This is a genomic window from Streptomyces sp. NPDC001599 (genome assembly GCF_042893535.1).
GTDB lineage: Bacteria > Actinomycetota > Actinomycetes > Streptomycetales > Streptomycetaceae > Streptomyces.
This window is the reverse complement of sequence record NZ_JBIAVA010000002.1, coordinates 518,403-545,046: the sequence shown is the minus strand read 5'-3', so window position 1 is coordinate 545,046 and position 26,644 is coordinate 518,403. Positions and strand designations below refer to the sequence as shown.

General features: G+C 73.1%; 25 protein-coding genes and 1 riboswitch. Of the genes, 8 read left to right on the top strand and 17 right to left on the bottom strand.

Annotation, left to right across the window (positions count from 1 at the left end):
- The first annotated feature begins 3 nt into the window (after positions 1–3).
- On the top strand, positions 4–759 hold the full coding sequence (locus ACFYZ3_RS07170) for a TetR/AcrR family transcriptional regulator (protein ID WP_388514496.1): 756 nt from the start codon (positions 4–6) through the stop codon (positions 757–759).
- On the opposite strand, the gene ACFYZ3_RS07165 is transcribed toward ACFYZ3_RS07170, so the two are convergent.
- The gene (locus ACFYZ3_RS07165; protein ID WP_388514494.1) at positions 750–2,087 is read right to left on the bottom strand and encodes a metallophosphoesterase; all 1,338 of its coding nucleotides are present in this window, start codon (positions 2,085–2,087) and stop codon (positions 750–752) included. The genes ACFYZ3_RS07170 and ACFYZ3_RS07165 overlap by 10 nt on opposite strands.
- A gap of 36 nt (positions 2,088–2,123) precedes the next feature.
- The gene (locus tag ACFYZ3_RS07160) at positions 2,124–2,363 is read right to left on the bottom strand and encodes an SCO4848 family membrane protein (protein ID WP_003974124.1); all 240 of its coding nucleotides are present in this window, start codon (positions 2,361–2,363) and stop codon (positions 2,124–2,126) included.
- Between the two features lie 91 nt (positions 2,364–2,454).
- Here ACFYZ3_RS07160 and ACFYZ3_RS07155 point away from each other — a divergent pair, with 91 nt between their 5' ends.
- Positions 2,455–3,729 carry a D-alanyl-D-alanine carboxypeptidase family protein gene (locus ACFYZ3_RS07155; protein ID WP_388514493.1) on the top strand — a complete coding sequence of 425 codons (1,275 nt, stop codon included), beginning with the start codon at positions 2,455–2,457 and terminating at the stop codon, positions 3,727–3,729.
- Here the strand turns inward: ACFYZ3_RS07155 and ACFYZ3_RS07150 are convergent.
- Genes ACFYZ3_RS07150 through ACFYZ3_RS07135 form a run of 4 tightly spaced genes read right to left on the bottom strand, consistent with a single transcriptional unit; the run spans position 3,677 to position 6,534 of the window.
- Positions 3,677–4,609, bottom strand: a complete 933-nt coding sequence (locus ACFYZ3_RS07150) for a YihY/virulence factor BrkB family protein (protein WP_388514491.1) — start codon at positions 4,607–4,609, stop codon at positions 3,677–3,679. The two genes, ACFYZ3_RS07155 and ACFYZ3_RS07150, sit on opposite strands and share 53 nt — an antisense overlap.
- Positions 4,597–5,070 (bottom strand): GtrA family protein, encoded by a 474-nt coding sequence (locus tag ACFYZ3_RS07145; protein ID WP_388514490.1) that lies wholly within the window; start codon positions 5,068–5,070, stop codon positions 4,597–4,599. Before ACFYZ3_RS07145 ends, ACFYZ3_RS07150 begins: the two co-directional genes overlap by 13 nt.
- Positions 5,064–6,032, bottom strand: a complete 969-nt coding sequence (locus tag ACFYZ3_RS07140) for a decaprenyl-phosphate phosphoribosyltransferase (RefSeq protein WP_388514488.1) — start codon at positions 6,030–6,032, stop codon at positions 5,064–5,066. Before ACFYZ3_RS07140 ends, ACFYZ3_RS07145 begins: the two co-directional genes overlap by 7 nt.
- Positions 6,025–6,534, bottom strand: coding sequence for a phosphatase PAP2 family protein (locus tag ACFYZ3_RS07135; RefSeq protein WP_388514486.1), 510 nt, complete (start codon positions 6,532–6,534; stop codon positions 6,025–6,027). The genes ACFYZ3_RS07140 and ACFYZ3_RS07135 overlap by 8 nt, the downstream gene beginning before the upstream one ends.
- 142 nt (positions 6,535–6,676) lie before the next feature.
- Between ACFYZ3_RS07135 and ACFYZ3_RS07130 the strand changes: the two genes are divergently transcribed.
- On the top strand, positions 6,677–8,050 hold the full coding sequence (locus ACFYZ3_RS07130) for an FAD-binding protein (protein WP_388514484.1): 1,374 nt from the start codon (positions 6,677–6,679) through the stop codon (positions 8,048–8,050).
- A 34-nt stretch (positions 8,051–8,084) separates the two neighbouring features.
- A complete protein-coding gene (locus ACFYZ3_RS07125) occupies positions 8,085–8,840 on the top strand; it encodes a decaprenylphospho-beta-D-erythro-pentofuranosid-2-ulose 2-reductase (protein WP_388514860.1) in 756 nt (251 codons plus the stop codon).
- An 85-nt stretch (positions 8,841–8,925) separates the two neighbouring features.
- Here ACFYZ3_RS07125 and ACFYZ3_RS07120 read toward each other — a convergent pair whose 3' ends face one another.
- A complete protein-coding gene (locus tag ACFYZ3_RS07120) occupies positions 8,926–9,504 on the bottom strand; it encodes a 2'-5' RNA ligase family protein (RefSeq protein ID WP_109034380.1) in 579 nt (192 codons plus the stop codon).
- A 176-nt stretch (positions 9,505–9,680) separates the two neighbouring features.
- Positions 9,681–10,700 (bottom strand): tryptophan--tRNA ligase, encoded by a 1,020-nt coding sequence (trpS, locus tag ACFYZ3_RS07115; protein ID WP_388514858.1) that lies wholly within the window; start codon positions 10,698–10,700, stop codon positions 9,681–9,683.
- A gap of 116 nt (positions 10,701–10,816) precedes the next feature.
- Between trpS and ACFYZ3_RS07110 the strand changes: the two genes are divergently transcribed.
- Positions 10,817–11,479, top strand: a complete 663-nt coding sequence (locus ACFYZ3_RS07110; protein WP_388514482.1) for a hypothetical protein — start codon at positions 10,817–10,819, stop codon at positions 11,477–11,479.
- A gap of 17 nt (positions 11,480–11,496) precedes the next feature.
- Here ACFYZ3_RS07110 and ACFYZ3_RS07105 read toward each other — a convergent pair whose 3' ends face one another.
- Both ACFYZ3_RS07105 and ACFYZ3_RS07100 read right to left on the bottom strand, forming a co-directional pair.
- Positions 11,497–12,942 carry a glycine hydroxymethyltransferase gene (locus ACFYZ3_RS07105; RefSeq protein ID WP_385348580.1) on the bottom strand — a complete coding sequence of 482 codons (1,446 nt, stop codon included), beginning with the start codon at positions 12,940–12,942 and terminating at the stop codon, positions 11,497–11,499.
- Between the two features lie 35 nt (positions 12,943–12,977).
- Positions 12,978–13,065: riboswitch (ZMP/ZTP riboswitch) on the bottom strand.
- Positions 13,066–13,158: 93 nt separating this feature from the next.
- Positions 13,159–14,547 carry a PLP-dependent aminotransferase family protein gene (locus ACFYZ3_RS07100; RefSeq protein ID WP_388514481.1) on the bottom strand — a complete coding sequence of 463 codons (1,389 nt, stop codon included), beginning with the start codon at positions 14,545–14,547 and terminating at the stop codon, positions 13,159–13,161.
- Positions 14,548–14,594: 47 nt separating this feature from the next.
- On the opposite strand from ACFYZ3_RS07100, the gene ACFYZ3_RS07095 reads away from it, so the two are divergent.
- Genes ACFYZ3_RS07095 through ACFYZ3_RS07085 form a run of 3 tightly spaced genes read left to right on the top strand, consistent with a single transcriptional unit; the run spans position 14,595 to position 16,272 of the window.
- Positions 14,595–15,104, top strand: a complete 510-nt coding sequence (locus ACFYZ3_RS07095) for a carboxymuconolactone decarboxylase family protein (protein ID WP_388514480.1) — start codon at positions 14,595–14,597, stop codon at positions 15,102–15,104.
- On the top strand, positions 15,101–15,544 hold the full coding sequence (locus ACFYZ3_RS07090) for a carboxymuconolactone decarboxylase family protein (RefSeq protein WP_388514479.1): 444 nt from the start codon (positions 15,101–15,103) through the stop codon (positions 15,542–15,544). Before ACFYZ3_RS07095 ends, ACFYZ3_RS07090 begins: the two co-directional genes overlap by 4 nt.
- Positions 15,541–16,272 (top strand): isocitrate lyase/phosphoenolpyruvate mutase family protein, encoded by a 732-nt coding sequence (locus tag ACFYZ3_RS07085; RefSeq protein ID WP_388514478.1) that lies wholly within the window; start codon positions 15,541–15,543, stop codon positions 16,270–16,272. The genes ACFYZ3_RS07090 and ACFYZ3_RS07085 overlap by 4 nt, the downstream gene beginning before the upstream one ends.
- Before the next feature lie 3 nt (positions 16,273–16,275).
- Here ACFYZ3_RS07085 and ACFYZ3_RS07080 read toward each other — a convergent pair whose 3' ends face one another.
- From ACFYZ3_RS07080 to ACFYZ3_RS07050, 7 genes are all read right to left on the bottom strand, one after another.
- Positions 16,276–17,250 (bottom strand): ABC transporter substrate-binding protein, encoded by a 975-nt coding sequence (locus tag ACFYZ3_RS07080; protein WP_388514477.1) that lies wholly within the window; start codon positions 17,248–17,250, stop codon positions 16,276–16,278.
- 1 nt (position 17,251) lies between these two features.
- Positions 17,252–19,201 (bottom strand): ABC transporter permease, encoded by a 1,950-nt coding sequence (locus tag ACFYZ3_RS07075; RefSeq protein ID WP_388514475.1) that lies wholly within the window; start codon positions 19,199–19,201, stop codon positions 17,252–17,254.
- On the bottom strand, positions 19,201–20,466 hold the full coding sequence (locus tag ACFYZ3_RS07070; RefSeq protein WP_388514474.1) for a glycine betaine/L-proline ABC transporter ATP-binding protein: 1,266 nt from the start codon (positions 20,464–20,466) through the stop codon (positions 19,201–19,203). Before ACFYZ3_RS07070 ends, ACFYZ3_RS07075 begins: the two co-directional genes overlap by 1 nt.
- The gene (locus ACFYZ3_RS07065; protein WP_388514472.1) at positions 20,463–21,995 is read right to left on the bottom strand and encodes a GMC family oxidoreductase; all 1,533 of its coding nucleotides are present in this window, start codon (positions 21,993–21,995) and stop codon (positions 20,463–20,465) included. The genes ACFYZ3_RS07070 and ACFYZ3_RS07065 overlap by 4 nt, the downstream gene beginning before the upstream one ends.
- A gap of 73 nt (positions 21,996–22,068) precedes the next feature.
- Positions 22,069–23,598 (bottom strand): aldehyde dehydrogenase family protein, encoded by a 1,530-nt coding sequence (locus ACFYZ3_RS07060; RefSeq protein WP_388514470.1) that lies wholly within the window; start codon positions 23,596–23,598, stop codon positions 22,069–22,071.
- Between the two features lie 230 nt (positions 23,599–23,828).
- On the bottom strand, positions 23,829–24,818 hold the full coding sequence (locus ACFYZ3_RS07055; RefSeq protein ID WP_003974145.1) for a malate dehydrogenase: 990 nt from the start codon (positions 24,816–24,818) through the stop codon (positions 23,829–23,831).
- Between the two features lie 379 nt (positions 24,819–25,197).
- A complete protein-coding gene (locus ACFYZ3_RS07050; protein WP_388514468.1) occupies positions 25,198–26,550 on the bottom strand; it encodes a DUF2690 domain-containing protein in 1,353 nt (450 codons plus the stop codon).
- Positions 26,551–26,644 lie beyond the last annotated feature (94 nt).

The window sequence follows — 26,644 nt, the reverse complement described above, 5'->3', positions numbered from 1 at the left end:
CCCGTGCCTGCGACCAACGACGGCCCCGACGACGGCGCCCACCTCAGCAAGTCCGAGCAGACCCGCGCGCTGATCCTGGAGACGGCCATGCGGCTGTTCCAGGAACGCGGCTACGACCGGACCACGATGCGGGCCATCGCCCAGGAGGCCGGGGTCTCCGTCGGCAACGCGTACTACTACTTCGCCGGCAAGGAACACCTGATCCAGGGCTTCTACGACCGGATCGCCGCCGAGCACCGGGCGGCGGTCCGCGAGGTGCTGGCCAGGGAGACCGACCTGGAGGCCCGGCTGGCGGGCGTGCTGAAGGTCTGGCTGGACATCGCCACGCCGTACCACGAGTTCGCGGTGCAGTTCTTCAAGAACGCCGCCGACCCGGACAGCCCGCTCAGCCCCTTCTCCCCGGAGTCGGAGCACGCGCGCGTGGAGGCCATCGGCATCCACCGCGCGGTACTCGCCGGGGCGAAGACCAAGGTGCCCGAGGAGCTGCGGGACATCCTGCCGGAGCTGATGTGGCTCTCCCAGATGGGCCTCGTCCTGTACTGGATCTTCGACCGCACCGAGGGCCGCGAGCGCAGCTACCGCCTCGCCGAGCGCGGCGCCCGGCTCACCGCGCGCGGCGTCGTGCTGGCCCGCTTCCGGGTGCTGCGCCCGCTGGTGCGCGAGGTGCACGAGCTGTTCACGGACTTCCTGCCGGGGATGACGAAGATGATGCCGGACCCCGCGAAGAAGCCGACGCGGGATGCCGGTCCTCAGGCCTGACGGGACGCCAGCTCGATCACCGTGATGTCCGAGGGCGCCCCCACGCGCGTGGGCGGCCCCCAGGCGCCCGCGCCGCGGCTGACGTACAGCTGCGTGTCGCCGTAGCGTTCCAGCCCCGCCAGCGTCGGATTGGCGGCGCCCGCGATGAGGTTGCCGGGCCAGAGCTGCCCGCCGTGGGTGTGGCCGGAGAGCTGGAGGTCGACGCCGTGGTCGACGGCGTCGTGGATCTGCACCGGCTGGTGGGCGAGGAGCACGCAGGCGCGGGAACGGTCCCGGTCGCCGAGGGCCCTGTCGTAGTCGGGGCCCTGGCCCTCGTCCTCGCCCGCCACGTCGTTGACGCCGGCCAGGTCGAAGTGGGGCAGCTCGGTGCGGGCGTTCTCCAGCGGGATCAGGCCGAGCCGCCGCACCTCGGCGACCCACTGCTCGGCGCCGGAGAAGTACTCGTGGTTGCCGGTGACGAAGTACGCGCCGTGCCGGGCCCTCAGCTGGGCCAGCGGGGCGGCGGCCGGGCCGAGGTCCTTCACGCTGCCGTCGACCAGGTCGCCGACGACGGCGATCAGGTCGGGCTGCGTGGAGTTGATCGTGTCGACGACCTTCTGCGCGAAGCCCCGGCCGAGCACCGGGCCCAGGTGGATGTCGCTGACGACGGCGATGCGGAAACCGTGCGCCGTGCGCGGGAGCCTGGCCAGCGGCACGGTGACCCGCTTCACCTTCGGGCCGCTCAGCACGCCGTACGTGCCGTAGCCGACCGTCCCGACGGCCGCCGCGGCGGCGGCACCCGCGACGACGCGGGAGACGAACAGGCGGCGGGAGGGGACGGCCAGGGTGCCCGGTGACGTGCTGCCGGCACCGCTGCCCGGTGCTCCGGGCGCCTCGGACGCCTCACGCGTCTCGGGCACCTCACGCGTCTCGGGTGCCTTCGGCGGGGCCGTGCCGGCCGGTATGCGCTTCGGGTCCTCGGCCGGGGCGGCCGACGCCTCCGCGCCCTCCGTCCGCCGCGCGGCGGCCCGGCGCTCCAGGAACCACCGCAGCAGCGGCCGGACGACCTCGCCCGCGAGGACCGCGAGCAGCAGGTAGATCGACAGGGCCAGCCACAGGAAGCCCGGCCAGGCGAGGACCCGCTGGAGCCAGAACGGGGCGCCCGCGCGCTCGGCGACCAGCGCGCCGACGGCCAGCAGCCAGCCCCCGGCGATCACCGCCGCGCCGATCCGGCGCACGGGGCCGGGAGCGCTGGTCGTGTCGCGGAACAGGCGCCGCCACACGAACCAGTTGGCCGTCACGAGGACGCCCACCATCAGCAACGCGACCAGCACGAAGACGACCACCATGCCGTCGTATCCCCTCGGTTGTGACGTCCTCGACGCCTATGACGTTCGGCGCAGTGCGCGCACGCCGCGCAACCCGATGACCCCGACGACCGTCCCCAATACGAAGGAGACGATCGCGAGCAGCAGGTGCACCCAGAAGTACGCCGTGGGGTCGCCGTCCTCGAAGGCGAGCCCGCTGCCGTCCTTGACCAGGTTTTTGACGAAAGTGATCCAGATGATCCAGCTCCACACCCCGAAAGCGAGCAGGAACCAGGAGACGGGGCGGCTGAGCTTCATGGTTTCAGTATCGCCGCACGCTGTCCGGATCCGTGCGCGGGGTGGGGAGGGGGGTGGGACCGAACCGATCGCGGGGGGTACGTTTCCGCTCGTGCCCGCCCCCAAGAAGGCCCTCAGGCGATCCCTGACGGTCACCTCCGCCGCCCTGACCGCTCTCGCCCTCCTCTCCCCGGCCGCGCTCGCCGCCCCGAGCCCGTCGACGAGTCCGTCGGCCACTCCACCGGCGTCGATGTCGAGCGTGGGCGGCGCGCGGCTCGGGAAGCCCGGCACGCAGGTGGACCTGGCGGGCGGGGCGCCCGTGCTGCCGAAGGACCTCACGGCCCGGTCGTGGATCGTCGCGGACGCCGAGTCGGGGGACGTGCTGGCCGCGCACAACGCGCACTGGGAGCTGGCCCCGGCGAGCACCCTGAAGATGCTGTTCGCGGACACCCTGCTGCCGAAGTGGCCGAAGACGACGAAGCACAAGGTCGAGGTCTCCGACCTCGCGGGCATCGGCTCCGGGTCCAGCATGGTGGGGATCAAGGAGGAGGAGACGTACACCGTCCACGATCTGTGGCTCGGCGTCTTCCTGCGCTCCGGCAACGACGCCGTGCACGTCCTGTCGGCGATGAACGACGGCGTCGAGAAGACCGTCGCGGACATGAACGCGCACGCCAAGGAACTGCAGGCCGGCGACACCACCGTGGTCAGCCCCGACGGCTACGACATGCCGGGGCAGGTCTCCTCCGCGTACGACCTGACGCTCTTCGCCCGTTCGGGGCTGCAGAAGAAGGACTTCCGCGAGTACGCCTCGACGGTCCGCGCGAAGTTCCCGGGCGAGACGAAGAAGGACAAGAAGGGAAAGACGAGCCGCGAGCCCTTCGAGATCCAGAACACCAACCGGCTCCTGGCCGGTGGTTCGGACGTGGAGGTCTACCCGGGCATCGCGGGCGTCAAGAACGGCTACACCACCAACGCGGGCAACACCTTCACGGGCGTGGCCGAGCAGGGCGGCAAGGTGCTGCTCGTCACCGTGATGCACCCGGCGGAGGACAAGCACAACGAGGTCTACAAGGAGACCGCCCGCCTCTTCGACTGGGGCTTCCGGGCGGCCGGCAAGGTGCGGCCGGTGGGGGAGCTGGTGGGGCCGAGGAGCGCCACCGCGGCGAGCCCTTCGGCCGGGGCCTCCGGTGAGGCCGGCGGCACCGTGAAGGGCGCCGCGGGCACGAAGCCGGTGGCGGGCGCCACGGCCGGGAACGGCGCCGGCGGGGCCGGGGTCGCGGCCGGTATCGCCGCGGGGGTGCTGGTGCTGCTCGCGGGCGTCGCGTACCTGATCAACCGGAAGTGGCCGCTGCCGGACCTGGTCCGCCGCCGGACCCGTCCGTGACGTCCTCGTCGCCCGGCTGCCCCAGTTCCTGCGCCTTGCTGCCCGTCGCCGTCCAGGCGGCGCAGAACAGCACCAGCTTCGCGGTGAAGTTGATCCACAGCAGCAGGGCGACGGGCACGCCGAAGGCGCCGTACATGCTCTTCGCCGCGACGCCCTGGATGTAACCGCTGAGCAGCAGCTTCAGCAGTTCGAAGCCGACCGCGCCGATCAGGGCGGCCACCACCAGGCGGCGACGCTCGGGCTGTACGCCGGGGAGCAGGGTCAGGACGTAGAGGAGCAGCAGGAAGTCGGCGAGCACGGCGACGGCGAAGGCGGCGACGTAGAGCAGGACGCCGCCGACGCCGCCCTGGGCGAGGCCGATCGTGCGGATGATCCAGCCGACCAGCGCCGAGGCGACGGTGGAGATGCCGACGGTGATCAGCAGCGCGCCGCCGAGACCGACGAGGACGCCCGCGTCCTTGGCCCGGTGCAGGACCGGGTTCTCCTCCTCGTCGGGCAGCTCCCACACGGCGCGCAGACAGCCCCGGGTGGCCTCGACCCAGCCCATGCCGGTGAACAGCAGCAGGAGGGCGGCGATGAGGCCGACGGTGCCGGCGTTGTCGACGAGGCCCTGGATGTTCAGCTGGTCGGAGATGCCGGGGATCTGCTCGGCGAGCTTGTCCTGGAGCTTGTCCTGCTGCTCCTTGTTCAGCGTGGCGGCGGCGACGGCGGCGGCCAGGCTCAGCAGCGGGAAGAGCGCGACGAAGCTGGTGAAGGTCATGGCGGCGGCCAGCCGGGACCACTTCACCCGGTCGAGACGCTCGTAGGAGCGCCACGCGTGCGTGGTCATCAGGCGGGCGATCCACGGTCCCACGACGGGAAGCTTCTTCAGCCAGTCCATGATCCGACCCTGCCCCCGCTCGTCGCGTTCCATGATCCCGAGTGCCCTCCGGATCCGGCCGCGGCCCGGAAGACCAGTGTCCTTGTGCCCCAGAAGCGCAGAATCGTGCCCAGGATCATGCCGACCCCGGCGCCGGAGACCGTGTCGGCACGCTGCGAGGTGAGGCCGAGCCCGTAGTGGCTGACGGCCAGGCAGAGCAGCTGTACGGCGGCACCGGCGGCGTTCACGGCGAGGAACACCGCCAAGGGGCGCAGGCCTCGGGGGCGGCCGAGGTGGCGGTAGGTGCCCAGGGCGTTGCCCGCGTAGGCGACCGCGCAGCCCGCGACGAAGGAGAGGGCCTTGGCGGTGAGCGGGTCGAGTTCGGCCGGGCCGCGCAGGCAGGTGAAGAGGCCGAGGTCGACGGCGTAGGCGAGCAGGCCGGCAAGGGCGAAGCCCAGCAGTTCGCGCCGGTCGGCTACCAATTGGCCACCGCCAGGCCGTACATAGCGAGCCAGACCACACCGATCAGCGCGAGGGCGCGGTCGCGCAGGACGACGTCCTCGGGTTCGCCCGCGGTGCCGCGGTCGGCGAAGACGGCGTAGCGCAGGACGGCGAGGACGAAGGGGATCATGGAGAGCTGGCGCCAGGGCAGGACGCTGGTGTGCGGTACGCCGCCCTCCTCCATGGCCCACAGGCAGTAGCCGAGGACGGCGACCCCGGCGGCGAGCTGCCAGACGAAGCGCAGGTAGCCGGTGGTGTACTCGGTGAGCAGCGCGCGCGTGGCGCCGTCCTTCCCGGCCATCTGGACGGCTTCGGAGTACCGCTTGGCGGCGACCATGAACAGCGCGCCGAAGCCGGTCGTGATGAGGAACCAGCGCGACAGGGGGATGCCGAGCGCGAGTCCGCCGATCATCGCGCGCATCAGGAAGCCGGTGGTGACGACGGCGAGGTCGACGACCAGGACGTGCTTGAGGCTGACGCAGTACGCCAGTTGCATGGCCAGGTAGGCGGTCAGCAGGGCCGCGACGGGCGCCGGGCACAGCCAGGCGGCGAGGACCGGCGCGAGGACGCCCAGGGCGCCTCCGACGGCGTAGGCGAGCGGCACCGGGACGTCTCCGGCGGCGACCGGGCGGTGCCGTTTGACGGGGTGGGCGCGGTCGGCCTCGGCGTCCCGGGCGTCGTTGACCAGGTAGACGGCGGCGGCGCAGGCGGTGAACAGGACGAAGACCAGGGCGAGCCGGGCCGGCGCGGGCGCGGAGAACAGTTCGCCCGCGGCGGCCGGGGCGGCGACGACCAGGACGTTCTTGACCCACTGACGGGGGCGAGCGGTGCGCAGCAGCCCGGCCGGGACCCGTCTCGCGCGGCGCGGCGGGTCGGGCTCCCGCTGCTGTCCGGGGGCGCGTTGGCGCAGGACGGCGGTGTCGGTGACGGCCGTGTCAGTCACGGGTGCCTCCGCGCATCCAGTCGGCGCCGAGCCGGGCGGTGAGCGCGCCCAGGGCGGCGCCCGCCGCGACGTCGGAGGGGTAGTGGACGCCGACGACCAGCCGGGAGGCGCACACGGCGGCGGCGAGCGGCCAGGCGGCACGCACCCCGAGGGTGCCGAAGACGACGGCGGCCGCGGCGGCCGAGGTGGCGTGGGAGCTGGGGAAGGAGTGCCGGCCCACGGTGCGGACCAGGGGGACGACGTGCGCGGGGCGGGGGCGGCGCACGACCCGCTTCACCCCCATGCTGACGACGTGGGCGCCCGCGGTGAGGGCGGTGCCGCGCAGCCAGGCCGTGCGCCGGGGCGCGTCCACTGCGGCCGCCGCGAGGCCCGCCGCGAGCCACAGCGCCCCGTGCTCCCCCGCCCAGGACAGGGCGCGCGCGGCGCCGGCCACGCGCGGGTCGGTTCCGCGGGCCCTGAGCGCGCTGACGATCCGGTGGTCCATGTCGTCGAGGTCGTCCATGTGGACTCACTGTCCACGCCCGCGGCACGCGAAGGCGGGCACGCCGGAGCGACATACCATTAATCACCCGTTTCAGGGATGCTCCGAATGTTTTGGGACTAACCATTCACACATGGCGAGACGGGGCGATACGGTCACCGCCATGTCTGCCGACACCGTTCCCGACGCCGACTGGGGCACCGTCACCGGCTGGGGCCGTACGGCGCCCACCGGGGCACTCGTCGTCCGTCCACGGACGTACGAGGAGGCGGCCGTCGCCGTCCGGGACTGCGGGGTCCGGGGCGGCATCGCCCGGGGGCTCGGGCGGGCGTACGGGGACGCGGCGCAGAACGCGGGGGGTGCCGTGCTCGACATGACGGCCCTGGACCGCGTGCACGCCGTCGATGTCGCGGGCGGCACCGTGCTGTGCGACGCGGGCGTCTCCCTGCACCGGCTGATGGAGGTGCTGCTGCCGCTCGGCTGGTTCGTGCCGGTGACGCCCGGCACCCGCTACGTGACGGTCGGCGGGGCGATCGGCGCGGACATCCACGGCAAGAACCACCACGTGTCGGGTTCCTTCGCGCGGCACGTGCTCTCCCTGGAGCTGCTCACCGCCGACGGCCGGGTCCGCACCGTCGCTCCGGGCACGCCCCTGTTCGACGCGACGGCGGGCGGCATGGGGCTGACCGGCGTGATCCTCACCGCGACGCTGCGGCTCCAGCCGGTCGAGACGGCGCTGATGTCGGTCGACACCGAGCGGGCCGGCGACCTGGACGACCTGATGGCCCGCCTGACCGCCACCGACCACCGCTACCGCTACTCGGTCGCCTGGATCGACCTCCTCGCGCGCGGCAGGGCGACCGGCCGCGCGGTGCTCACCCGCGGCGACCACGCCCCGCTGGACGCGCTGCCCGCCCGCTCGCGGGCCCGGCGCGCGCCGCTGGCCTTCCGCACCTCGCGCCTGCCCGCGACCCCCGACTTCCTGCCGGGCGGACTGCTCAGCCGTACGACGGTGGGCCTGTTCAACGAGGTCTGGTACCGCAAGGCCCCGCGGGAGAGCCGGGGCCGCCTCCAGCGGATCCCCACCTTCTTCCACCCGCTGGACGGCGTCCCGCACTGGAACCGGGTCTACGGCCGCGGGGGCTTCGTGCAGTACCAGTTCGTCGTCGGGCACGGCCGTGAGGAGGCGCTGCGCCGGATCGTGCGGCGCATCTCCGCCCGCCGCTGCCCCTCCTTCCTGGCCGTCCTCAAGCGCTTCGGCGACGCCGACCCCGGCTGGCTGTCCTTCCCCGTCCCGGGCTGGACGCTCGCCCTCGACATCCCGGCGGGCCTGCCGGGGCTCGGCGCGTTCCTGGACGAGCTGGACGAGGAGGTCGCGGACGCGGGCGGCCGCGTCTACCTCGCCAAGGACTCCCGGCTGCGCCCCGAACTGCTCGCCGCGATGTACCCCCGCCTGGACGACTTCCGCGCCCTGCGCGCGGAGCTGGACCCGCGCGGGGTGTTCGTGTCCGACCTGGCCCGCCGCCTCGCCCTGTGACGCCCCTGCCACCACTGACATGTCTGGAGCAGTCGTGAAGGACGCCTTCGGCCTCCCCCAGTCCCTCCTCGTCCTCGGCGGTACCTCCGAGATCGCGCTCGCCACCGTGCGCCGCCTGGTGGCCCGCCGCACCCGTACGGTGTGGCTGGCCGGGCGCCCCTCCCCCGCCCTGGACGCGGCCGCCGGGCAGCTGCGCGGGCTCGGCGCCGAGGTGCGCACGGTCGCCTTCGACGCGCTGGACCCCGAGGGCCACGAGGCGGCGCTCGGCAAGGTGTTCGCCGAGGGCGACATCGACCTGGTGCTGCTGGCCTTCGGCATCCTGGGCGACCAGGCGCACGACGAGCGCGAGCCGCTGAACGCCGTGCGGGTCGCGCAGACCAACTACACCGGCGCGGTCTCGGCCGGGTTGGTCGCCGCCCGCTCCCTCCAGGCGCAGGGCCACGGCTCGCTGGTGGTGCTCTCCTCCGTCGCCGGGGAGCGGGCCCGCCGCGCCAACTTCATCTACGGCTCCAGCAAGGCGGGCCTGGACGCCTTCGCGCAGGGCCTGGGCGACGCGCTGCACGGCACGGGCGTGCACGTCATGGTCGTACGCCCCGGGTTCGTGCGGTCGCGGATGACCGAGGGGATGGAGGAGGCTCCGCTCGCCACGACGCCCGAGGCGGTCGCCACGGCGATCGAGCTGGGGCTGCGGCGGCGTTCGGAGACGGTGTGGGTGCCGGGCGCGCTGCGGGTGGTGATGTCGGCGATGCGGCACCTGCCGCGGGCGGTGTTCCGGCGGCTGCCCGTGTGACGGTCCGACTGCCCGTGTGACTCCGGCTGCGCGTGTGACTCCGTTGCGCGTGTGACTCCGGCTGCCGGTCCGAGGCGCGGTGCGGCTACCGGGTCGGCAGGGAGCCGGTCTCCACGCGACCGGCCTGCGGGGGCACGGTGGCACTGCCGAACGGGAACTCGCGCAGCTTGCGCCAGACCGCGTCGGCGCCCTGCTCGTACAGCGCGAAGCCGGTGCAGGGCCACTGGGCCTCGTAGTCGGACAGCTCCTCGTAGGCGCGGTCCATCGCCGCCTCGTCGATGCCGTGCGCCACGGTGACGTGCGGGTGGTACGGGAACTGCAGTTCGCGGGGGACGGGGCCGGAGGCGTCGCGCACCCGCTTCTGGAGCCAGGAGCAGGCCGCCGCGCCCTCGACCACCTGGACGAAGACGACGGGCGACAGCGGGCGGAAGGTCCCGGTGCCGGACAGCCGCATCGGGAAGGGCCGGCCGCGCGCCGCCACCTCCGCCAGGTGCGCCTCGACCGCGGGCAGCGCGGCGCCGTCGACTTCGGTCGGCGGCAGCAGGGTGACGTGCGTGGGGATGCCGTGAGCAGCGGCGTCGCCGAAGCCCGCGCGCAGCTGCTGGAGCTTGCTGCCGTGAGGCTCCGGGACCGCGATCGACACGCCGATCGTTACGGTCCCCACTTCGTCTCCTGTCGTTGTGTGTCCTTCGGGCGGACACCCGGATATCGACTGTACGGCCACCGCCGTGCCGTGGGCAGGCGCAACCGGAGTGATGTGCAGCGCTACGGCGGCATGCCGGGGCGCACGGACGGTGCCGGGGGCACCGCGGCGGCGGCACTCCCGGGCGGTGTCGCGGGTCAGTGCTTGGCGGGGAGGAATCCCACCTCGTCGTACGCCCGGGCGAGGGTCTCGGCGGCGACGCTCCTGGCCTTCTCCGCACCCTTGGCGAGGATCGCGTCGAGCGTCTCCGGGTCGTCCAGGTACTGCCGGGTGCGCTCCCGGAAGGGGGTGACGAACTCCACGACGACGTCGGCGAGGTCGGTCTTGAGCGCGCCGTAGCCCTTGCCCTCGTACTTCTGCTCCAGCTCGGCGATCTCGGCGCCGGTGAGGGTGGAGTAGATCGTCAGGAGGTTGCTGACGCCGGGCTTGTGCTCGCGGTCGAAGCGGACCACGGTGTCGGTGTCCGTGACCGCGCTCCTCACCTTCTTCGCGGTGGCCTTCGGCTCGTCCAGGAGGTTGATCAGGCCCTTCGGGGTGGCCGCCGACTTGCTCATCTTGGCGGTCGGGTCCTGAAGGTCGTAGATCTTCGCCGTCTCCTTGAGGATGTACGCGGTCGGCACGGTGAAGGCGTCGCCGTAGGTCTGGTTGAAGCGGTCCGCGAGGTCGCGGGTCAGCTCCAGGTGCTGGCGCTGGTCCTCGCCGACGGGGACCTGGTCGGCCTGGTACAGCAGGATGTCGGCGACCATCAGCATCGGGTACGTGAACAGGCCGACGGTGGTGCGGTCGTTGCCCTGCTTGGCGGACTTGTCCTTGAACTGCGTCATCCGGGAGGCCTCGCCGAAGCCGGTGATGCAGTTCATCAGCCAGCCGAGCTGGGCGTGCTCAGGGACGTGGCTCTGCACGAACAGGGTGCAGCGGTCCGGGTCGAGGCCGGCCGCGAGGAGCTGGGCGGCGGCGACGCGGGTGTTCTCGCGCAGTTCCTTCGGGTCCTGCGGGACCGTGATCGCGTGCAGGTCGACGACCATGTAGAACGCGTCGTGGGTGTCCTGCATGTCGACCCACTGGCGGACGGCGCCGAGGTAGTTGCCGAGGTGGAACGAGCCGGAGGTCGGCTGGATACCGGAGAGCACGCGGGGACGTTCGTTGGCCATGCTCATCATTCTCTCAGGCTTCGCGGGGCGGACGGGCACTGGTTCGGAACAGGGAGGCTCCATTCCGGGCCCGGCGGTGTAACAAGGGCGGGGACCAAGGGCGGAGACGGAGGGGGTGCGGCGTGCGGTGGTGGGCGAGAGCGGGGGCGGCGATGGCCGCGGTGCTGTGGGCGGGGGTGCCGGGGACCGCGGTGGCGGACGGTACGGCGCCCCTGGTGGATCCGGACGTGGCGGTGATCGTGTGGACGGGCACCGGGCGCACCACGTCCTGGCACGCGGGTGAGCGGGACTTCGACCGGCTGCGGAGCCTGCTCGACCCGTCGCGCTCGGCCACCGAGCCGGTGCCGGAGGACTGGACGCGGGACCGCCGTCCCCCGGTGCGGTTCACGGTGCTGTGGGGGCTGACCGGGGTCGGCGGGTGGCCGCAGACGGAGCGGGCGCCGGGCGGGGACGTGGCGATGCTGCGGCAGGACCAGCTGTTCCTGGCCGGGGACGGCACGCCGTGGGTGCGCACCGATCCGGCGCCGGACGTGGCGGACGACGACATCCGCTGGCACCGGGTGGACCGGCGCACCTACGCCTGGCTGGTCGACGAGGGCTTCTTCGCGAAGGACGGGACCGGCGCCGGGGGCGGAGGGGGTGACGGCGGGCCGCACGGGGTGTGGTGGGCCGCCGCCGGGCTCGGGGCGGGCGTCGCGGGAACGCTGCTGGTACGCCGCGCGGCGGACCGGTACCGGACCGGGCCGCCGCGCGGGGAGCCGCGTCAGGAGCTGATCGACCTGTAGCTCGCGCGCCGGGCGGGTCAGCCGAGGTCGATCTCCGGGTACAGCGGGAAGCCGGCCACCAGGTCGGTCGCGCGGTGCGAGATCTCGTCGGCGACCTTCGCGTCGAGGACGTGGGAGGCCTTGGACGGGGCGCCGGACTTGGTGGTGCCGGGCTCGGTGGCGGTGAGGACGCGGTCGATGAGGCCCGCGACCTCGTCCATCTCCGCCGTGCCGAGACCGCGTGTGGTCAGCGCCGGGGTGCCGATGCGGATGCCGGAGGTGTACCAGGCGCCGTTCGGGTCGGCCGGGATGGCGTTGCGGTTGGTGACGATGCCGGAGTCGAGGAGGGCGGCCTCGGCCTGACGGCCGGTGAGGCCGTAGGAGGACGCGACGTCGATCAGGTTGAGGTGGTTGTCGGTGCCGCCGGTGACCAGGGTGGCGCCGCGCTTGGTCAGGCCCTCGGCGAGGGCGCGGGCGTTGTCGACGATGCGCTGGGCGTAGTCCTGGAACGCGGGCTGCCGGGCCTCGGCGAGGGCGACGGCCTTGGCGGCCATGACGTGCGGGAGCGGGCCGCCGAGCACCATCGGGCAGCCGCGGTCGACCTGGTCCTTGAGGGAGTCGTCGCACAGGACCATGCCGCCGCGCGGGCCGCGCAGCGACTTGTGGGTGGTCGTCGTGACGATCTGGGCGTGCGGGACCGGGTCGAAGTCGCCGGTGAGGACCTTGCCCGCGACCAGGCCCGCGAAGTGCGCCATGTCCACCATGAGGGTCGCGCCGACCTCGTCGGCGATCTCCCGCATGATCCGGAAGTTCACCAGCCGGGGGTACGCGGAGTAGCCCGCGACGATGATCAGCGGCTTGAACTCGCGGGCGGAGGCGCGCAGGGCCTCGTAGTCGATCAGGCCGGTGGCCGGGTCGGTGCCGTAGGAGCGCTGGTCGAACATCTTTCCTGAGATGTTCGGGCGGAAGCCGTGGGTGAGGTGGCCGCCGGCGTCCAGGGACATGCCGAGCATCCGCTGGTTGCCGAAGGCGCGGCGCAGCTCGGCCCAGTCGGCGTCGGTCAGGTCGTTGACCTGGCGGGCGCCGGTCTTCTCCAGGAAGGGCACCTCGACGCGGGCGCCCAGGACGGCCCAGAAGGCGACCAGGTTGGCGTCGATGCCGGAGTGCGGCTGGACGTAGGCGTGGCGGGCGCCGAACAGCTCGCGGGCGTGCTCGGCGGCGAGGGACTCGACGGTGTCGACGTTGCGGCAGCCGGCGTAGAAGCGGCGGCCGATGGTGCCCTCGGCGTACTTGTCGCTGAACCAGTTGCCCATCGCCAGGAGCGTGGCCGGGGAGGCGTAGTTCTCGGAGGCGATCAGCTTGAGCATCTCGCGCTGGTCGGCGACCTCCTGGCCGATGGCGTCCGCCACGCGCGGCTCGACGGCGCGGATCACGTCGAGGGCGGCGCGGTAGGCGGTGGACTCGGGGGAGATTTCTGCGGGCATGGGGACCTCCGGACATTGTGTTCGGCGTTCACAGTACGGACGGCCCAGGCGCACGGCTCTCGGTGGTGCGGGCCGCTTCCCGATGGTTCGTCCCATCCCAGCGCGCCAGTCACGGCCCGGGGCCAGGGTACCGGCTGGGTCCGGCCGGTGCCGTGGTGTCCGGGATGCGGGAGACGGTGGGGCCGGGCGGGTGTGCGGCCCCGCCGCGGATGGGGGTTACGGCAGCGCCCGGCACAGCGCGTCCAGGGCGCCCGCCCAGGCGTGGTCGGGCGGGGTGCCGTAGCCGACGACCACCGCGTCCAGCGGGTCGGTCGTGGCCGCCGGGTGGCGGAAGACGGACAGGCCGTGCAGGCCCAGGCCGTGCCAGGCCGCCGATCTGAGTACCTGCTGCTCGGTGCCGGGCGGCAGCCCGAGTACGGCGTGCAGACCGGCCGCGATGCCGGCGATCCGCACCTCGGGGACCCGCCCGGCGAGGGCCGCGACCAGGGCGTCCCGGCGGCGCCGGTAACGCAGGCGGGAGGCACGGACGTGACGGTCGTAGGCCCCGGAGGCGAGGAACTCGGCCAGCGTGAGCTGCTCCAGCACGCCGCAGGTGTCCGAGCCGCCGCGGGTCGCCGTGACCTCGTCGGCGAGCCCCGGCGGGAGCACGGCCCAGGCCAGGCGCAGGCCGGGGGCGAGGGACTTGCTGGCCGTGCCGAGGTAGACGACGTGGTCGGGGGCGAGTCCCTGGAGGGCGCCCACGGGCTGGCGGTCGTAGCGGAACTCGCCGTCGTAGTCGTCCTCCAGGATCAGGGCGCCGGTGCGCCGCGCCCAGTCCACGACGGCCGCCCGGCGGTCGGGGTGCAGCGGCACGCCGGTCGGGAACTGGTGGGCGGGGGTGAGCAGCACGGCGCCCGCGTCCGTGAGCGCCCCGGGGTCGGCGCCCCGGTCGTCGACGGGCAGCGGGACGGTCCGCAGACCGGCGGCTTCGAGCAGGTCGCGGTGGACGTGGAGGCCGTACGACTCGACGGCCACGGTGCGCACGCCACGCGCCAGCAGCACCGCGGCCAGCACCACCAGGGCGTGCGCGACGCCGCCGCAGACCAGCAGGTGGTCCGGGGCGGCGCGCACGCCGCGGGCACGGGCGAGGTAGGCGGACAGCGCGGCGCGCAGTTCGGGGTGGCCGCGGGGATCGCCGTAGCCGAAGGCGTCGTTGGGGGCGGCCGTGACGGCGCGGCGGGCGGCTCTGAGCCACTCGGCACGCGGAAAACTGGCGAGGTCCGGGCTGCCGGGGCGCAGGTCGTGGACGGGCCGGGCGGGCTCCCGGGGTCGCCGGACCGAGGTTCCGGCCGGCGGGGCGGCGACCCGGTCGGCGACGCGGGTGCCCGAGCCCTGGCGCGCGGTGAGCCAGCCCTCGGCAACGAGGTCGGCGTAGGCGTCGGCGACGGTGTTGCGGGCGATGCCGAGGTCGGCGGCGAGGACGCGGGACGAGGGCAGCCGGGTGCCGGGGCCCAGGCGGCCGGTGCGGACGGCCTTGCGCAGCGCGTCGGTGAGGCCGCGGCGCAGGCCCGGACCAGTGGGTTCGAGGTGGAGGTCGACGCCGAGAGTGGCCCAGGAATTCGCCATGGAAATGGACCATACCGCTGGGCTGTTTCCTTCCTAGGGTCAAAGGCATGACGACACCCACCGATGACACGAAGACCACGGACTACGCCGCCGAGGTACCCGTCCGGCTGAACTGGTCCCAGCACGCCCCCGAGGTCTACAAGGCGATGATCCGGCTCGAGACCGTCGCAAAGCGGGGACTGGACCCGGCGCTGTACGAGCTGGTGAAGATCCGCGCCTCGCAGATCAACCACTGCGCCTTCTGCCTCGACATGCACACCAAGGACGCCCTGGCCGCCGGTGAGAGCGTGGAGCGGATCGTGCAGCTGGCCGCCTGGGAGGAGTCGCGGCACTTCTACACGGAGAAGGAGCTGGCGGCGATCGAGCTGACCGAGGCGGTCACCGTCCTGACCGACGGCTTCGTGCCGGACGAGGTGTACGAGCAGGCCGCGGGGCACTTCGACGAGCCCGAGCTGGCACAGCTGATCGCCGCGATCACGACGATCAACGCCTGGAACCGGTTCGGCGTGACCTGCCGGATGACGCCGGGCCACTACACGCCCGGCGGGAACGCGTGACGGCACGCACGCAGCTCCTGGACCGGGAGGTCGCGAAGGCGCTGTCGGCGCTGAGCGCGGCGGCCAAGAAGGGGCTCGGCGACCCCGTCGTCGCCGAGCTGGTGATGATCCGGGCCTCGCAGCTCAACCACTGCGCGTTCTGCCTGGACATGCACCTCGCCCTGGCCCGTGGGAACGGGGAGGGCGAGGAGCGCCTCGGTCTGCTCGCCGCCTGGGAGGAGGCGGACCTGTACGACGGGCGGGAGCGGGCCGCGCTCGCGCTGACCGAGGCGATGACCGTGCTGACCGAGGGATTCGTGCCCGACGCGGTGTACGAGGAGGCCGCCGTACACTTCGACGACGGCGAACTCGCCCATCTGATCGGGCTGATCACCGTCATCAACAGCTGGAACCGGCTGATGGTCAGCCGCAGGGTCCCACCGGGGGGTTACACACCGTGAGTCATGCCGCCGCGTTCCGCGCCCTGCACCACGGCCGGGTCCCGGACGACCCCCTCGTCCTGCCGGGCCCCTGGGACGCGGCGAGCGCCCGGGTGTTCGTGGAGGCCGGGTTCCCGGCGCTCGCGACGCCGAGCGCCGGGGTGGCGGCCTCGCTCGGGTACGAGGACGGGCAGACCCCGGCCGACGAGATGTTCGCGGCCGTCGCGCGGATCGTGCGCGCCGTGGACGTGCCCGTGTCGGCGGACGTGGAGGACGGGTACGGCCTGGCGCCGAAGGAGCTGGTGGAGCGGCTCCTCGATGCGGGCGTGGTCGGCTGCAACCTGGAGGACTCCACCGACGAAGGGCTCAAGGACCCGGCGGAGCACGCCGCGTGGCTGGCCGAGGTGCGGGAGGAGGCCGGTGACCGGCTCTTCCTGAACGCCCGGATCGACACGTTCATCCGGGGCGTCGACGACCCGGGAGCGGCGATCGAGCGGGCCGCCGCCTATGTCGCCGCGGGCGCCGACTGCGTGTATCCCATCGCCGCGCCCACCGATCTGCTGCCGCTGCTGCGGTCCGGGATCCAGGGGCCGGTGAACGTGTTCGCGCGGCCCGGGCAGGGCCCCGCACCCGCCGAACTCGGCGGGCTCGGGGCCACCCGGATCACGTTCGGGCCCGGCCTCCAGCGGCATGCGGAGCAGTCGGTGCGGGAGGCCGCGGCAGGGCTCGCGGGACGGCCCGCGGAGTGAGGGTCAGGACAGCCACTTCTTCCAGACGGACTCGTGGCCGTCCACCCACTTCTTCGCCGCCTCCTCGGGCCGCATCTTCTGCTCGGCGATCATCAGGGAGACCTGGTTCTGGTCCGCCGTCGTCCACTTGAACCGCTTGAGGAACTCGGCCGCCTTGCCGCCGTCCTTCGCGAAGCCGGCGTTGAGGTACTTCTGCAGCGGGGTGACGGGGTAGGCGCAGTCGACCTTCTCCGGGTCGGCGTCGCAGCCCTCCTCGTACGGCGGCAGCTTCACCTCGGTCATCGGGACCTTCTCCATCAGCCACTGGGGGGTGTACCAGTAGCTGAGGAAGGGCTTCTTCTCCTTGGCGAACTGCTGCATCTGGGTGATCTGGGCGGCCTCGGAACCGGCGAAGACGACCTGGTAGTCCAGGTCCAGGTTCTTCACCAGGGCCTTGTCGTTGGTGACGTAGGACGGGGAGCCGTCCAGGAGCTGCCCCTTGCCGCCGCTCTCCGCGGTGTGCAGCAGGTCGGCGTACTTGTTCAGGTTCTTCCAGTTCGTGACGTCCGGGTGCTTCTTGGCGAAGTACGTCGGGACGAACCAGCCGATGTGCCCCGTGACGCCGAGGTCGCCGCCGGGGGCGATGGTCTTCTTGTCCTGGACGTAGCGCTGTTCCTGCTCGGGGTGGCCCCAGTCCTCCAGGATGGCGTCGACGCGGCCCTGGCTGAGCGCGTCCCAGGCGGGGACCTCGTCGACCTGGACGGTGTCGACGCGGTAGCCCAGCTCGTGCTCCAGCAGGTACTGGGCGACGGCCACGTTGGCCTGGGCGCCGACCCAGGACTGCACGGACAGCGTGACGGTCTTGGCGCCCTGGGCGTTCGCGTACGGGGACGCCTGCTTGGTCATGTCGGCGGCGCCGCAGCCGGTGAGCAGCGTCAGCGCGGCCACACCCGCGAGGGCGGAGGTCGTACGCATACGCGGTCGGAGTCGCAGTCGCATGTCAGGCTCCCTTCTTCGTCGTACGGCGTTCGGTGGGCTGGGTGACGCGGTCGAGCATCAGGCCGAGGCAGACGATCGCGGCGCCCGCGACCAGGCCGGTCGCCAGGTCGCCCTGCGCGAGGCCGAAGACGACCTGGTAGCCGAGCGCGCCACCGCCGACCAGGCCGCCGATGATGACGACGGCGAGGACCAGGACGACGCCCTGGTTGACGGCGAGCAGCAGGGCCGGGCGGGCCAGCGGAAGCTGGACCTGGCGGAGCTGCTGGCCGCTGGTGGCGCCGAGCGAGCGGGCCGACTCCAGGGCGGCCGGGTCGACCTGGCGCAGGCCCTGGGCGGTGATGCGGACGACGGCCGGGAGGGCGTAGACGACGGCTGCCGCCACGGCGGGCGCGCGGCCCACGCCGAACAGGGCGACGACCGGGATCAGGTACACGAACTGCGGCATGGTCTGGAAGACGTCGAGCACGGGCCGCAGCAGGCGTTCGAAGCGGTCGCTGCGGGCGGCGGCGATGCCGGTGGCGAAGCCGACGACCAGGGTCACGGCGACGGCGGCGAGCACCTGGGAGAGCGTGTCCAGGGACGGGTTCCACACGCCGAGCACGCCGATCGCGGCCATCGCGAGGACGGCGGTGAGCGCGGTGCGCCAGGTGCCGATCAGCCAGGCCAGGGCGGCGACGATCAGGAGTACGGACCACCAGGGCAGCCACTGGAGGCCGTCGCGCAGCGGGTTGAGGACCCAGCTGGTGAAGTGCGCGGCCCAGTCGGCGGTGCCGCCGACGACGGGGACGCCGGAGTACAGGTGGGCGGTCATCCAGTCGACGGCCCGGTTGACGGGCTCGGCGATGTTCAGCTCCCACCCGTCGGGCCAGTCGAGGAAACCGGCCAAACGTCCGGCGAGCGCGACGGCCGCGGCGACGACCAGGGCGTACAGCCAGGTCACCGGGGACTTTCCGGACTCGCCGAGCCGTTCCCCGGCCGCGCCGGTCACCCGGTCAAGGACGACGGCGAGCAGCACGATGGGGATGCCGGCCGCGAGGGCCGCGCCGACGTCGACCGAGGCGAGCGCCTGGTAGACGCGGTCGCCGAGGCCGCCGGCGCCGATGACGGAGGCGATGACGGCCATGGACAGCGCCATCATGATCGTCTGGTTGACGCCGAGGAGGAGTTCCTTGCGGGCCAGCGGGATGCGGGCGGTCAGCAGCCGCTGGCGGGCGGTGGTGCCGAGGGACTCGACGGCCTCCAGGACCTCCCGGTCCGCGCCGCGCAGGCCCAGCGAGGTGAGCCGGGCCATGGGCGGGGCGGCGTAGACGACGGTGGCCAGCACGGCGGCGGGGACGCCGATGCCGAAGACCAGGACGACGGGGAGGAGGTAGGCGAAGGCGGGCAGCACCTGCATGGTGTCCAGCACCGGGCGCAGGACGCGGTCCATCCGGTCGGACAGGCCCGCGGCGAGGCCCAGCAGGGCGCCGACCGCGACGGACGCGAGGACGGCCACGACCATCAGGGCGAGGGTCTGCATGGTCGGCACCCACATGCCGAGCAGGCCGCAGGCCAGGAACGCGGCCGCGGTGCCCGCCGCGAGCTTCACACCGGCCACCCGCCAGGCGACCAGGGCGCCGATCGCGGTGACCCCGGCCCAGCCGACGGCGAGGAGGGCGAGGTACACGGCGCGTACGGCGATGACGACGACGTTGCTGACGTGGCCGAAGAAGTAGAGGAACAGGGGGTGGCTGTCCCGGTTGTCGATGATCCAGTCGCTGGCCTTGCCGAGGGGTTCGGAGACGTCGACGGTGAGGGCGGTGGGCCAGGTGGCGCCGGGCCACTGCGTGGCGGCTATGGGGGCGAGGATCGCTGCGGCGAGGGCGAGGATCGCAAGCTTGCGGACGGCTCTGTTGGTGAGGATGCCCGGCGGGGCGGCTTTCGGCGAGGCCTGTGCCGTGATCGTTGCCATCAGACCGGCTCCTCGGTGGTGGGCTCGGCGGGGGTGTCCGGCTTGCGGCGCGCGGCCGGTGCCTCCCCCACGCTCGGCTTCGCTCGCGCGGGGGGACCCCCATCGCCCACCCGTGCCGCCCCAGCGGCACGACTGCCCGCGGCTGCGTCGGCTGCGGCGGCACCGTCTGCCGTGGCGGGCTCGTCTGCTGTGCCCGCCACCACCGACAGGAGGTCGGTTGCGTCGACTACGCCCAGGCAGCGGCCCTTGGCCATGACGCGGGCCGGGGAGCCTGCCCTCGCTACCGCCTCGATGGCTTCCGAGACCGTGGCCTCGGGGCGGATCGCCGGGCCCGTGCCCGCCTCGTCGGCGGAGGTGGCGGGGCGCATCGCCGTGCGGACGGTGAGGACCTGCTCGCGCGGGACGTCGCGGACGAACTCGCGGACGTAGTCGTCGGCGGGCGAGCCGACGATCTCCTCCGGCGTGCCGAGCTGCACCACCCGGCCGTCGCGCATCAGGGCGATGCGGTCGCCGAGCTTGAGGGCCTCCTGGAGGTCGTGGGTGATGAAGACCATCGTGCGGCCCTCCTCGCGGTGCAGCCGGACGACCTCCTCCTGCATGTCCCGCCGGATCAGCGGGTCCAGCGCGCTGAACGGCTCGTCGAAGAGCAGCACCTCGGGGTCGACGGCGAGGGCCCGGGCGAGGCCGACGCGCTGGCGCTGGCCGCCGGAGAGCTGGCCGGGGCGGCGCTGCTCCAGGCCCTCCAGGCCGACCTTGGCGACGATCGCGGCGGCGCGCTCGCGCCGCTCGGCGCGGCCCATGCCCTGGACCTCGAGGCCGTAGGCGACGTTGTCCAGGACGGTGCGGTGCGGGAGCAGGCCGAAGTGCTGGAAGACCATCGCGGCGCGGTGGCGGCGCAGTTCACGCAGCCGGGACCTGTCCATCGCGCGGACGTCCTCGCCGTCGATGGCGATGGACCCGGCCGTCGGCTCGATGAGGCGGGTCAGGCAGCGTACGAGGGTGGACTTGCCGGACCCGGACAGGCCCATGACGACGAAGACCTCGCCCTTGCGCACGTCGAAGGAGACGTCGGCGACGGCGGCGGTGCAGCCGGTGCGGGAGCGCAGCTCGGCCGGGCTCAGGGCGGTGAGGTCCGGGTCGGCGGGGACGCGGGCGGCCTTGGGGCCGAAGACCTTCCACAGGCCGTCGACGGAGAAGACCGGCGGGCGCTCGGTCACGGTGTCGGTCGCGGCGGCGGTGGTGACGTCCTTGTCGGTGGTGCTCATCGGGCGTCACCGCCGATCAGCTCGACGGCGCGCTCGCCGACCATGAGGACGCCGATCATCGGGTTGACGGCGGGCATGGTCGGGAAGACGGAGGCGTCGGCGATGCGCAGGCCCGTCAGGCCGCGGACGCGCAGCTCGGGGTCGACGACGGCCTGCTCGTCGGTGGCGGCGCCCATGCGGCAGGTGCCGGCCGGGTGGTAGACGGTGTGGGCGACCTTGCGGGCGTACTCGCTCAGCTCCTCGTCGCCGGTGACGTCCGGGCCGGGGCAGACCTCGCGCTTGAGCCAGCCGGCCAGCGGCTGGGACTTGGCGATCTCGCGGGCGATGCGGATGCCGTCGACGAGGGCGCGGCCGTCGTAGTCGTCCTCATCGGTGAAGTAGCGGAAGTCCAGGGCGGGCTTCTCGGACGGGTCGGCGCTGGTGAGGTAGAGGCGGCCGCGGGACTTCGGCTTGGGGATGTTCGGGGTCATGGAGACGCCGAACTCGGGCCGCTCGTAGCCGAGGCGCTCCGGATTGTCCGTGAACGGGATCTGGTAGAAGTGGAACATCAGGTCGGGGCCCGCGTGTTCGGGGTCGCGGCGCACGAACAGACCGGCGTCGGAGTCCATCGCGGAGTTGTCCGGGATGGGGCCGTCGGTCTCCCACACGATCACCGACTCGGGGTGGTCGAGCAGGTTCTCACCGACGCCGGGCAGGTCGAGCGCCACGGGTATGCCGAGGGCCTCCAGCTGGTCCTTCGGGCCGATGCCGGAGTGCAGCAGCAGGCGCGGGGAGTCGACGGCTCCGGCGCTGAGCACCACCTCGTTGCGCGCCTTGACGAGGATCTCCGCGCCGTCCTTGGTGCGGACGTGGACGCCTTCGGCGCGGGTGCCGTCCAGCTCCAGCCGGTACGCCCAGGTCTCCAGCATGAGCGTGAGGTTGGCGCGCTCGTCCATCACGGGGTGCAGGTACGCCACCGACGCCGACGAGCGCTTGTTGTTCTCGGGGTGGTAGGCGAGGTCGAAGAAGCCGACGCCCTCGGTGAACGGCTTCTTGTTGAAGCCCTCGACCCGCGGGACGCCCAGTGTCTGCTGCGCGGAGTCGACGAAGTCGCGGGCGATGGCGTTCCGGTCCTTCTCGTCGACCGGGACGATGTTGTTCTTCAGCCGGGCGAAGTACGCCTCCATCTGCACCGCGCCCCAGCCCTTGGCGCCCGCCGCCTCCCACTCGTCCCAGTCGGACGGCAGCGGCTTGAAGGCGATGAGGGTGTTGTGCGAGGAGCAGCCGCCCAGGACGCGGGCGCGGCTGTGCCGGATGTGCGAGTTGCCGCGCGGCTGCTCGGTGGTGGGGTAGTCGTAGTCCAGTTCGCCGCCGAGCAGGCCCATCCAGCGGCGCAGGGTCAGCACGTCGTCGCGGCCGACGTCACTGGGGCCGCCCTCGATGACGGCGACGGTGACGTCCGGGTTCTCGGTGAGGCGGGAGGCGATCACCGAGCCCGCGGTGCCGCCGCCGATGACGACGTAGTCGTAGACCTGGGTGGTTTTGGACATGGGGGTACTCCAGAGGGGGAGGGGACGGGGTGCGACGCGTGGAGACGGGTGGAGAGGAGCGGCGCAGGGGGTCTCAGCCGGAGAACCAGCGGACGGGCTTCGGCGCGAGGTTCTGGTAGACGTGCTTGCTCTCGCGGTACTCGGCGAGGCCCGCGGGGCCCAGTTCGCGGCCCACACCGCTCTTGCCGAAGCCGCCCCACTCCGCCTGCGGCAGGTAGGGGTGGAAGTCGTTGATCCACACGGTGCCGTGCCGCAGCCGGCCCGCGACCCGGCGGGCCCGTCCCGCGTCGGCGGTCCAGACGGCACCGGCCAGACCGTACTCGGTGTCGTTGGCGAGGGCTACGGCCTCGTTCTCGGTACGGAAGGTCTCGACGGTGAGGACCGGTCCGAAGACCTCCTCCCGTACGACCCTCATCTCGCGGTGGCAGTGGTCGAGGACGGTCGGCTCGTAGAAGTAGCCGCTCTCGGGCCGCTGGGGGGACGGCTCGGGGCGCTTGCCGCCGCAGCGCAGCTCGGCGCCCTCGGCGAGGGCGGAGGCGACGTAGTCCTCGGTCCTGGCGCGCTGCTGTGCGGAGACGAGCGGGCCGCACTCGACGCCTTCCTCGGTGCCGCGGCCGAGGCGGATCCGCCCCGCGCGGCGGACGAGTTCGGCGACGAAGCGTTCGCGGACCGACTCCTCGACGATGAGGCGGCCGCCGGCGGAGCAGACCTGCCCGCTGTGGATGAAGGCGGCGTTGAGGGCCTGGTCGACGGCGGTGTCGAAGCCCTCCTCGGTCTCGCAGGCGTCGGCGAAGACCACGTTGGGGTTCTTGCCGCCGAGCTCGAGGGCGACCTTCTTGACGGTGACGGCGGCGGCCTGGGCGACCTTGATGCCGCTGGTCAGGCCGCCGGTGAAGGAGACCAGGTCGACGTCGGGGTGCTCGGCGAGCCGGGCGCCGACGGTGTGGCCGGGGCCGGTGACGATGTTCGCGACGCCGGTGGGGAGGCCGGCCTCGACGAGCAGGTCGATCAGGGCGACCGTGGTGAGCGGGGTGATCTCGCTGGGCTTGATCACGAAGGTGTTGCCGGCGGCGAGCGCCGGGGCGATCTTCCAACTGGCCTGGAGGAGCGGGTAGTTCCAGGGTGTGATCATCGCGCAGACACCGATCGGCTCGTGCACGACGACGCTGTGGACGTCGGGCGAGCCGGCGTCGACGACGCGGCCGGGGGCCTCGCCCGCGACCAGGTCGGCGAAGTAGCGGAAGGCGTCGGCGACGCAGTCGATGTCGACACGCCCCTCCTCGACGGTCTTGCCCGCGTCGCGGCTCTCCAGCAGGCCCAGCTTCTCGCGGTCGCGCACGAGGAGGTCGGCGACGCGGCGCAGCAGGGCGGCGCGCTCGGCGACGGGGGTGTGCGGCCAGTCGCCCGCGTCGAAGGCGCGGCGGGCGGCGGCCACCGCGAGGTCGGTGTCCTTCTCGTCGCCCTCCGCGACCACGGCGAACGGCAGGGCGTCCGCGGGGTCGAGGATCTCGCGCGTGGCGCCGGAGGACGCCGCGAACCACTCGCCTCCCGCGTGGATGGTCCGGTGCGCCCGCTCCGCCGGAGTGTGCGTGCTGTTCGCCATGGTCGGTGTTGCCTTCCGTTCCTGATCGGTCCCCCTGCGTCACCCGGGTGTCGCTCTCGGGGACCGTGAGCCCCTGCCCCGCGGTCCCGTTTGCATGCCGATTCGACCGCGGAAAGTGCGGCGCATCACGAAGGAAAGCGGCAAAAGGGTCTTATGGGTGTACAGAAACGGACACGGGCCCCGTCCCGGCCTGAACCGGAACGGGGCCCGTGCGGGCGCCGGGGGCGGGCTCAGATGAGGCCGAGACCGCGGACCGCCTCGCGCTCCTCCGACAGCTCCTTGACGGAGGCGTCGATGCGGGCGCGGGAGAACTCGTTGATGTCCAGGCCCTGGACGATCTCGTACGAACCGTCCTTCGTGGTGACCGGGAAGGAGGAGATGATGCCCTCGGGGACGCCGTAGGAGCCGTCCGACGGGATGCCCATGGAGGTCCAGTCGCCCTCGGCGGTGCCGTTGACCCACGTGTACACGTGGTCGATGGCGGCGTTGGCCGCGGAGGCGGCCGAGGAGGCGCCGCGGGCCTCGATGATGGCCGCACCGCGCTTGGCGACGGTCGGGATGAACTCGTCGGCCAGCCACTTCTCGTCGTTGACGGTCTCGGCGGCGTTCTTGCCGGCGACCGTGGCGTGGAAGATGTCGGGGTACTGGGTGGCCGAGTGGTTGCCCCAGATGGTCAGGCGCTTGATGTCGGCGACCGTCGAGCCCGTCTTCTTCGCGAGCTGGGTCAGCGCGCGGTTGTGGTCCAGGCGGGTCATGGCGGTGAAGCGCTCGGCCGGTACGTCCGGGGCGGCGGCCTGGGCGATCAGGGCGTTGGTGTTGGCCGGGTTGCCGACGACGAGGACCTTGATGTCGTCCGCGGCGTGGTCGTTGATGGCCTTGCCCTGCGGCTTGAAGATGCCGCCGTTGGCCTCCAGGAGGTCGCCGCGCTCCATGCCCTTGGTGCGGGGGCGGGCGCCGACGAGGAGGGCGACGTTGGCGCCGTCGAAGGCCACGTTCGGGTCGTCGGTGATCTCGATGCCCTGGAGGAGCGGGAACGCGCAGTCGTCCAGCTCCATCGCGGTGCCCTCGGCGGCCTTGAGCGCCGGAGTGATCTCCAGGAGGCGCAGCTTGACCGGCACGTCCGCGCCGAGCAGCTGGCCGGAGGCGATGCGGAAGAGCAGGGCGTAACCGATCTGGCCGGCCGCGCCGGTGACGGTGACGTTCACGGGAGTGCGAGTCATGGCGTTCTCCGTATGACAGCTGGCGGTGGGGCGTCCCGGCCCCGGGCGTTTGATCGATCTCTTGGTATCAAGAGATCGATCCAGCCGTCAGGCTATCGCGCCCGTGGTGTCCGGCACGTCCGGGTCGGTGTGGCCCGGCCCACAGGACCGAGCCGCGCAACGGCCGAAGGGCGCGCAAAAGAAGGCGGCCGCCTGTCCGGGAGAGGGAGGACGAAGGCGACCGCCGTTCGGGGATACCGTTGCCGGACTCCCGTGGGGGTACTTCTCGCGTGCCCGTGACGCCGCGGGGCATGCCTGCCCGGGACGAACTTTCTTCGCCGGCCCGCCGCCGTCGGCCGCCGCCGTCGGCCGCCGTCCGCCCGCTTCGGCCCGCACGCGGCTACTTCGTGCAGCCCTGCGTCCCCGCCGCCAGCGTCGCGCACGCCGTGGCGTCGGCCGCCGACTTCACGGCGACCATCGGGGTGTACGCGACCGTGCTGCCGGGGTTGCCGACCGTTGCCCGCTGCTCGCCCGCGCCACCGGCGCTGACCTGGACCTCGTCGCCCTGTGCGGCCTGGGTGACGCGGGCCCACGCGGCGCCGCAGACCTTGCTGTAGCGGACCTCGACGGCGGCCGTGCCGACCACGGCGGTCGCGCCGGTGGTCACCAGGTCGCCGCCGCAGCCCATGGCCTCCGGGTCCTTGCCGGTGCAGGCGTCGCCGCTGCACTTCACGCCCGGCGGCAGCTTCGGTTCGCTGCTCACGGTGGGGGACGGAGAGGGCTTGGTGCCCTCGTTCTTCTTGTCGCCGCCGTCCTTCAGGAGGAAGAAGACGCCCGCGATCACGACGAGGACACCGACGACGCCCGCGACGACGGTCGTCACCCGCTTGTTGCCGCCGCCGCCCGGGGGTGTCCGGCGGGACGCGCGGGGGCCGCCGTGCGGTGGCTCGCCGTACGCGCCGGAGGAGGGATCGCCGTACGCGCGGGAGGAGGGATCGCCGTACACGCCGGAGGGGCCGGGGCCGTTCGGCTCGGCGGGTCCGGTCCGCGCCATCGGCTCGCCGGTGCCGGTCCGGACGCCGGAGCGGGCCGTGCGGTCACCGGTCGGCGCGGGGCCCCGGTAGCCGGCGAGACCCCACGAGTTGTCGTCGGTCGCTCCGCCGGGGGACGGGTCGGAGGACGCACCGGGTCCGCCGCCGTCCCGGACGGCGCCGAGGGCCGAGTCGGGGCTGTCGGCGGCCGTCGGCTGGGCCGGCACCGTCGGCGGCAGCGTGGGCGACACACCCGCGGGCCCGGCAACGCCGGACGCGGCCGAGGCGCCGCCGCCGTGACGGCCGGTCCGGCTCCCCCTGCCGTTCCTGCCGCCGTGGCCCGACTTGGCCGCGGAGCTGCCCGACTTGGCCGCGGGCGTGCCCAGTTCGCCGAGCGCCGCACGGGCCTGGGAGATCCGGATGGCCTCCATGGTCATGTCGTGGCGCATCTCCGAGCGGCTCCAGGCGCGCTCGGCCAGCTCCCACATGGTGGTCAGGTGGACGGGGTTGGTCCCCGTCACCTCGGCCAGGGCCACGATGGCGCCCTTCGGCGCCAGCAGCCGGCCGTTCAGATAGCGCTCCCAGGACGTCTTGCTGTAGCCCGTGGCGTCGGCCACCGACGCCACGCTCAGCTCACTGCGGTCCACGAGCCGGCGCAGCTGACTGGTGAACTCCCTGATCTGCGGATCGAGTTCCTCCGGCAAGGCCTTCCAACGAGGCACTGCTTCCCCCTCTTCCCCCGGTGACGTGCTGGTCGATTCCCCGCTGGTCCCCGCGCGCGGCGTCCCTCCGCGCGGCACCCGTTTCTGGCTACCC